At 60.7% G+C, this 5,392-nt stretch carries 5 protein-coding genes; 3 read left to right on the top strand and 2 right to left on the bottom strand.

Annotated features, from left to right (window positions below; genetic code table 11):
- Positions 1-87: 87 nt before the first annotated feature.
- Positions 88-348 (bottom strand): hypothetical protein, encoded by a 261-nt coding sequence (locus tag QZY07_RS07020; protein WP_295401048.1) that lies wholly within the window; start codon positions 346-348, stop codon positions 88-90.
- A gap of 74 nt (positions 349-422) precedes the next feature.
- Here QZY07_RS07020 and QZY07_RS07015 point away from each other — a divergent pair, with 74 nt between their 5' ends.
- The gene (locus QZY07_RS07015; protein WP_295401045.1) at positions 423-2,276 is read left to right on the top strand and encodes a SpoIIE family protein phosphatase; all 1,854 of its coding nucleotides are present in this window, start codon (positions 423-425) and stop codon (positions 2,274-2,276) included.
- Between the two features lie 6 nt (positions 2,277-2,282).
- Positions 2,283-4,379: a sensor histidine kinase gene (locus QZY07_RS07010; protein ID WP_295401042.1), complete on the top strand. Its 2,097-nt coding sequence runs from the start codon at positions 2,283-2,285 to the stop codon at positions 4,377-4,379.
- Here the strand turns inward: QZY07_RS07010 and QZY07_RS07005 are convergent.
- Positions 4,367-5,029: a response regulator transcription factor gene (locus QZY07_RS07005; RefSeq protein ID WP_295401040.1), complete on the bottom strand. Its 663-nt coding sequence runs from the start codon at positions 5,027-5,029 to the stop codon at positions 4,367-4,369. The genes QZY07_RS07010 and QZY07_RS07005 overlap by 13 nt on opposite strands.
- Positions 5,030-5,131: 102 nt before the next feature.
- Between QZY07_RS07005 and QZY07_RS07000 the strand changes: the two genes are divergently transcribed.
- The coding region (locus tag QZY07_RS07000; protein ID WP_295401037.1) for a hypothetical protein at positions 5,132-5,392 on the top strand (261 nt) is incomplete at its 3' end.

Below are 5,392 nucleotides of genomic sequence, written 5' to 3'. Positions count from 1 at the left end.
CGCCATAAACTCTCTGAAACCTTACAAAATATTACATCACTTCAAAAATGTGACATAACTTCACGGAGTGCCTCTTCCTTTAAAATATTAAATGATTTTTATCAACAACTTACCTTCTTTTATATTAAAGTATGGAAGGACGACATAGGAACCAATCAACCTATTTGACGAACACCCAGTGACGAACACCCAGGAAAAGTCATATTCGGTAATATTGCTGATCGCACGGATCAGATAGATTGTTGCTTTGGCGTTCAAGCTGCTGAACGCTTGGGAAGCGATCTTCCGCGTGTTGCAGTACCTCAGGTGCCGTTTACCAACAACGCCGCCGAGCTGGGCGTCGATCATAACTCCGGCCATCCTATGCAGGTAGGGGGTCACTGCCATTAAGTTAAGAAAAAACATTACCGAAGTAGATCATCATGATAAAAACCATCCGGGGCCGAATGTTGGCGTACTTCGGGGGCGTCTTGTCGGTGGCGTTGATCCTGTTCGGCATCATCATGTACTGGCAGACCCGCGATACCCTGGTGCCTCTGACCAGGAAACTGAGCGAGGAAGTGCTGGCCGCGCGTTCCGATGATATCGGCCGCTTGATCCGTGGTTACCTGCACGACGTACATGTCGTCGCTGCGCGCGACGCGGTGAGGTCTGGCGACCGCCAGGCCATCCTCGCGGAGATGAAGGACACTCTCGTGGTGATGAACGACACAGATTACGAGGTGTTTTTCTTCGCGGATCGCGAGGGGCGTTTCCTTGCCACCAACGGCGCGGAAGGGAGTGTCGCGGATCGTGAATACTTCCAGCAGGTAATGGTGCAAGGCGCCAATGCCTCTGTCAGTCAACCGCTGCAGTCGCGCGCGTCCGCAGGGATCAATGTGTTCGTCGCCGCCAGCCCCGTAATCAACCAGGCCGGCGAACGGATCGGACTGATCGGCGCGACGATCATGCTGGAGACGCTGACCGGAATTGCCGAGACGATCAAGTTCGGAGAGAGCGGTTTTGGTTATGTGGTGGGACGTGACGGACTGCTGATTGCGCATCCAAGCGCGGAATTGCGCATGAAGTTGAACCTCCTTGATTCCGCGCGGATGGGCTTTGTCGATCTCGATAAAGCCGGGCGGGCCATGATGGAAGGAGAGGCCGGCTCCGTCGTGTACTACCGGCCCGACGGCGAAAAAATGGTGGCGGTTTATCACAGGATCCGCGAAGCCCCCGGCTGGGTTCTCGGGGTGGCCCTGCGCGAGGACGAACTCATGGGACCGGCGACCCGGCTCATGCGCGTTCTGCTCTACTTGATGGCCGGGATCATTGCTGCCGTGCTGATCGTGGTCGGCGTGATCTCCCGCAGATTGGCCGCGCCCATCCGCGACTTGTTGGAAGGCGTGAAAAAGGTCGGATCCGGTGCGCTGGATCAGCCGCTCGCAATCCGCACCGGTGACGAGATCGAGTCATTGGCCACGGCTTTCAACACCATGCAGTTCGACCTGAAGAAGCACATCGAGACCCTGCGGCGCACCACCGTTGAGAAGGAGCGTATCGAGCACGATTTGCACGTAGCCAACCGCATCCAGGGCAGTATGCTGCCGCGCACGTTCCCGCCGTTCTTGAAGATTCCTAATCTGGATCTCTACGCCACCATGGAGCCCGCGCGCGAGGTGGGAGGCGATTTCTACGATTTTTTCATGGTTGACGAGCGCCGCCTCTGTTTCTGCATCGGCGATGTTTCCGGCAAGGGAGTCAGCGCCGCATTGTTCATGGTGATTACGCGCACGATCCTGAAGAATCAAGCGCTTTCCGGCAATTCGCTCGAGGAGATCATGCGACGGACCAACGACATGCTGTGCGCCGAGAACGAGGAGAACATGTTCGTGACGGTGTTCATGGGCTGGTTGGATGTGGTGACCGGCGCTGTGGAATATGTATGCGCCGGCCACAACCCGCCACTCACCGCCCGGCGCGACGGTACTTTTGCGTTCCTTCCAGTCAAGCCCGGCATGATGGTTGGCGTCATGGAAAATGCCATCTTTGCGACCGCTTCCGTTCAATTGCAGCCGGGCGACATTCTGCTTCTCTATACGGATGGTGTCACTGAGGCGATGAATGAGCGCGACGAACTGTTCGGTGCACAACGCCTGTTCGATGCGGTCAATACCGTCGCGCCGCGCACCGCGCGCACCGTCATCGCTGCCGTGCGTTCAGCCATCAAAGAGTATGTCCAGGGCACCCCGGCCTCGGATGATGTCACCATGCTGGCTCTCGGGCTGACGCAATAGGAACCCATGCCGGCTGTTCAAGCCTTTACCGCCTGCCATCTGCTGCTGCTCCTGGCCATCGGCAACGCGCTCGCGTGGGAGGTTGGAGCCGCCGCCAGTCGCGAGCTTGCCGCTCTCCCCGGCTTATCCAGGGTGACAGGCCTGGCCGAGGTACTGGAAGACACCCAGCGGCAATGGGATCTGGCAGGGGCGATCGCCCTGCCGGCAACCCGGTGGCTTCCCCTGGACGGTGATTGTTTGCGCCTCGGCTATTCCCCCTCCGCTTGGTGGTTGAGGCTGCGCGTACGCAATGAGGATGATGTCAGCCGCGCCCTGGTGTTGGAACTGGCCACACCGCGTCTGGATCTGCTGGATATCTTTCTCCTTCAGGGAAATGAGATTCTGGCCAGTTACCGTACCGGCGATCAGCGACTGTTCGCCACGCGTCCGCTGCTCCACCCGCATTTTGCCCTACCGCTGAACCTGGCTCCCAAGACGGAGGCGCGGATCTACCTGCGCCTGGACAGCCAGTCGCGGATCTTCCCTCCTCTGCCCGTGCGGTTCTGGGATGGGGAACGATTCGAAGCCATCCGCCACCAGGCCGCGCTCGGCTGGGGCCTCTACTATGGCGCCGGTCTGGCGCTGTTGGCTTATAACCTGCTGCTGTTCCTCTCTACCCGCGACCGGGGATTCGGCTTCTATGCCATCTACCTGGGAACCTTCTTGCTGCTGCACTTAGGATTCGTCAGCGGTCTCGGCTTTCAGAGTCTTTGGCCAGGGCGGCCGGAGTGGAACCGGCACTTTGACATCCTGCTGCCGGCGCTGCTGCATCTCCCCGCGACCGCGCTGGTGACGCACTTCCTGGAGACGCGGTCACGTCTCCCCTGCTGGCATCGGTGGCTGTGGAGACTGACTGCGGCGCTGCAGGGCGCCATTCTGACGATGTATGGCACGGGGTTGTGGCTGGGCGAGGCCACCGGCTCCGCTATACCGTGGTTCGTCCAAATCTTCATCATCCTGAACATCCTGCTCGTGTTGCTGTATCTGCTGGCCGGGGTACGGGTCTGGCGGCAGGGTCTCGCCGCAGCGGGCTATCTCGTTCTAGCCTGGTCGTGCCTCATCCTGGGCATCCTCGTCCATCATCTGATCCGCTTGCCCGGACTGCTCCCTGCCAATTTCCTGACGGAAAACAGCCTCACCATCGGCTCCACCCTGGAATTCCTGCTGCTGGCCATGGCCCTAGGGGAACGCTTCAACCGGCTCAAGGAGGCGAATCTGGTGGTCGAGCGCCGCGCCCATGCCCTGCGGCTGGCCTATGCCGCCGACCTGGAACAGCAAGTCGAGGAGCGCACCCAGGCCCTGCGCGCGGCCATCTCCCAGAGTCAGAATGCCTTGGAGGCCGAACGCTTAGCGCGCGAGGAGCAGCGGGAGTTCCTGGCTACGATCTCACACGAGTGGCGCACCCCCGTGGCGGTGATCGATAACATCGCCCAGAACCTGGAGATGGAAGCGGAGGAGCGCGCCGATCCGAATCGGCAGCGCTACGTCCGCATCCTGCAGGCGACCCAACGCCTGACACGCCTGCTCGACGATCACCTGACGGAGGAACGTTTCTCGTTGTTGCGCCTGGAACTGCGACGGACCCCCTGCAACCCTAGCGAGCTGCTGGAGGAAGCGGCGGCGGCGACGCGGCTGTTAAGCGAGCGTCACATCATCCGTGTCGAGGTCTACCTCACTGGGCTGCCGACTCGATTCGCCTGTGATCGGGAACTGATAGGGCTGGTGCTGCGCAGCCTAGCGGACAATGCCATCAAATATACCCCCGAGGGGAGCATTATCCGCTTGTACGCCGCGCCGGCGGGCCAGCGGGCCAGCGATGGACTCTGGCTGGAGGTGGCGGACAATGGCCCTGGGCTGAAGCCGGAAGAGGTCGAATCCCTCTTTGATCCCTATTTCCGCGGCACCACCGCTCAAGGTCAACCCGGCAAAGGACTGGGTCTAACGCTGGCGCGGCGCCTGATTCAGACCCAGGGCGGCACCCTGACCGCCGTATGCGTACCTGAGCAGGGCTGCCGCTTCCGTATCTGGCTGCCGGGACCGCGCCCGGCCCTTCAGAGCCGCTGAATCGTTGCCCCAAAGCTGAAACCGGCCCCGCGTTCGGTTTTGAGCGGCAGGGTCTGACCGCTGACCTCGTGCCAGCGACCGCGCAACCGGCTGATCATGGTATTCAGGCGCCGCTCGTCGTAATCGAGCCAATTTTCGCCGAAGGCCTCCACCAGGACGCGGCGGCTCAGGATCTGGCCAGGGTTGGCCGATAGCTGTTTGAATAAGACCAGCTCATGAGCGTTGAGATCAAGACTTTGACCTGCCGGGTCAGTCAACCGATGCCGCGCCAGATCCAGACGCCAGCCTGCCCCCACCAGGCGCCGCAGCAGGGCATCGAGGAACCCCGCCAGTTCCAGGAAGCGCACGGGCTTGACCAGATAGTGATCGGCGCCCCCATAGAGACCGGCCAGCTTGTCCTCGGCGGCGGAGCGGGCCGTGAGCATGATGATCCCGACTTGCGGGTGGTCGCGGTGCAAACGGATCGCCGCCTCGGTGCCGCTGCCGTCGGGGAGCATGATGTCGAGAATGGCGAGATCGATGACGGCCATCAGGGGCCAGAATTCCATCAGGCTCCCGGCCTGGAAGATGCCGTGGCCGCGTCGTGCGAGAAACAGCGCGAGTTCCTCGCGCAGGGCGATTTCGTCTTCGAGCAGGGCGATCTGGGCCATGGCGGTGATCCTCGTATCAATCGGCTGACGCGGCCTGAATCGGATTTGGCAAGACCGCTTCCGGGATCCTGATTGAGCAAATATTAACCATCGAGAACAACCATGAACATGCAGAACTCCATCACTGGCTCCGGATCGGTATCGTCCTTGTCCAACACCCAGAGCCAACCCACGAGTGACCCGCAAGGCGTGGCGCCGTCATCGGCGACCTGGGATGGGAAAACCGTCAGTCTGAGCCAGACTCCCTCGATTAACCAAGCAACGAAACCCGAAGTCAAGTCGTCCCCCAAGTCCGATCTGAAGACTGAGACAGTCACCGTCCAACCGCCGCCCCACTTACTTGTCGGCCAGGCCCGTCATGCG

The sequence above is a fragment of the uncultured Thiocystis sp. genome (assembly GCF_903866365.1).
Classification (GTDB): domain Bacteria; phylum Pseudomonadota; class Gammaproteobacteria; order Chromatiales; family Chromatiaceae; genus Chromatium.
The sequence above is the reverse complement of the archived record's forward strand: the minus strand, read 5'-3'. Positions and strand labels throughout refer to the sequence as shown.

Excerpts from the sequence above, each read along its gene's own strand:
- QZY07_RS07020 (WP_295401048.1), bottom strand. The coding sequence starts at position 348 with ATGATCGACGCCCAGCTCGGCGGCGTTGTTGGTAAACGGCACCTGAGG.
- QZY07_RS07010 (WP_295401042.1), top strand. The coding sequence starts at position 2,283 with ATGCCGGCTGTTCAAGCCTTTACCGCCTGCCATCTGCTGCTGCTCCTG.
- QZY07_RS07015 (WP_295401045.1), top strand. The coding sequence starts at position 423 with ATGATAAAAACCATCCGGGGCCGAATGTTGGCGTACTTCGGGGGCGTC.
- QZY07_RS07005 (WP_295401040.1), bottom strand. The coding sequence starts at position 5,029 with ATGGCCCAGATCGCCCTGCTCGAAGACGAAATCGCCCTGCGCGAGGAA.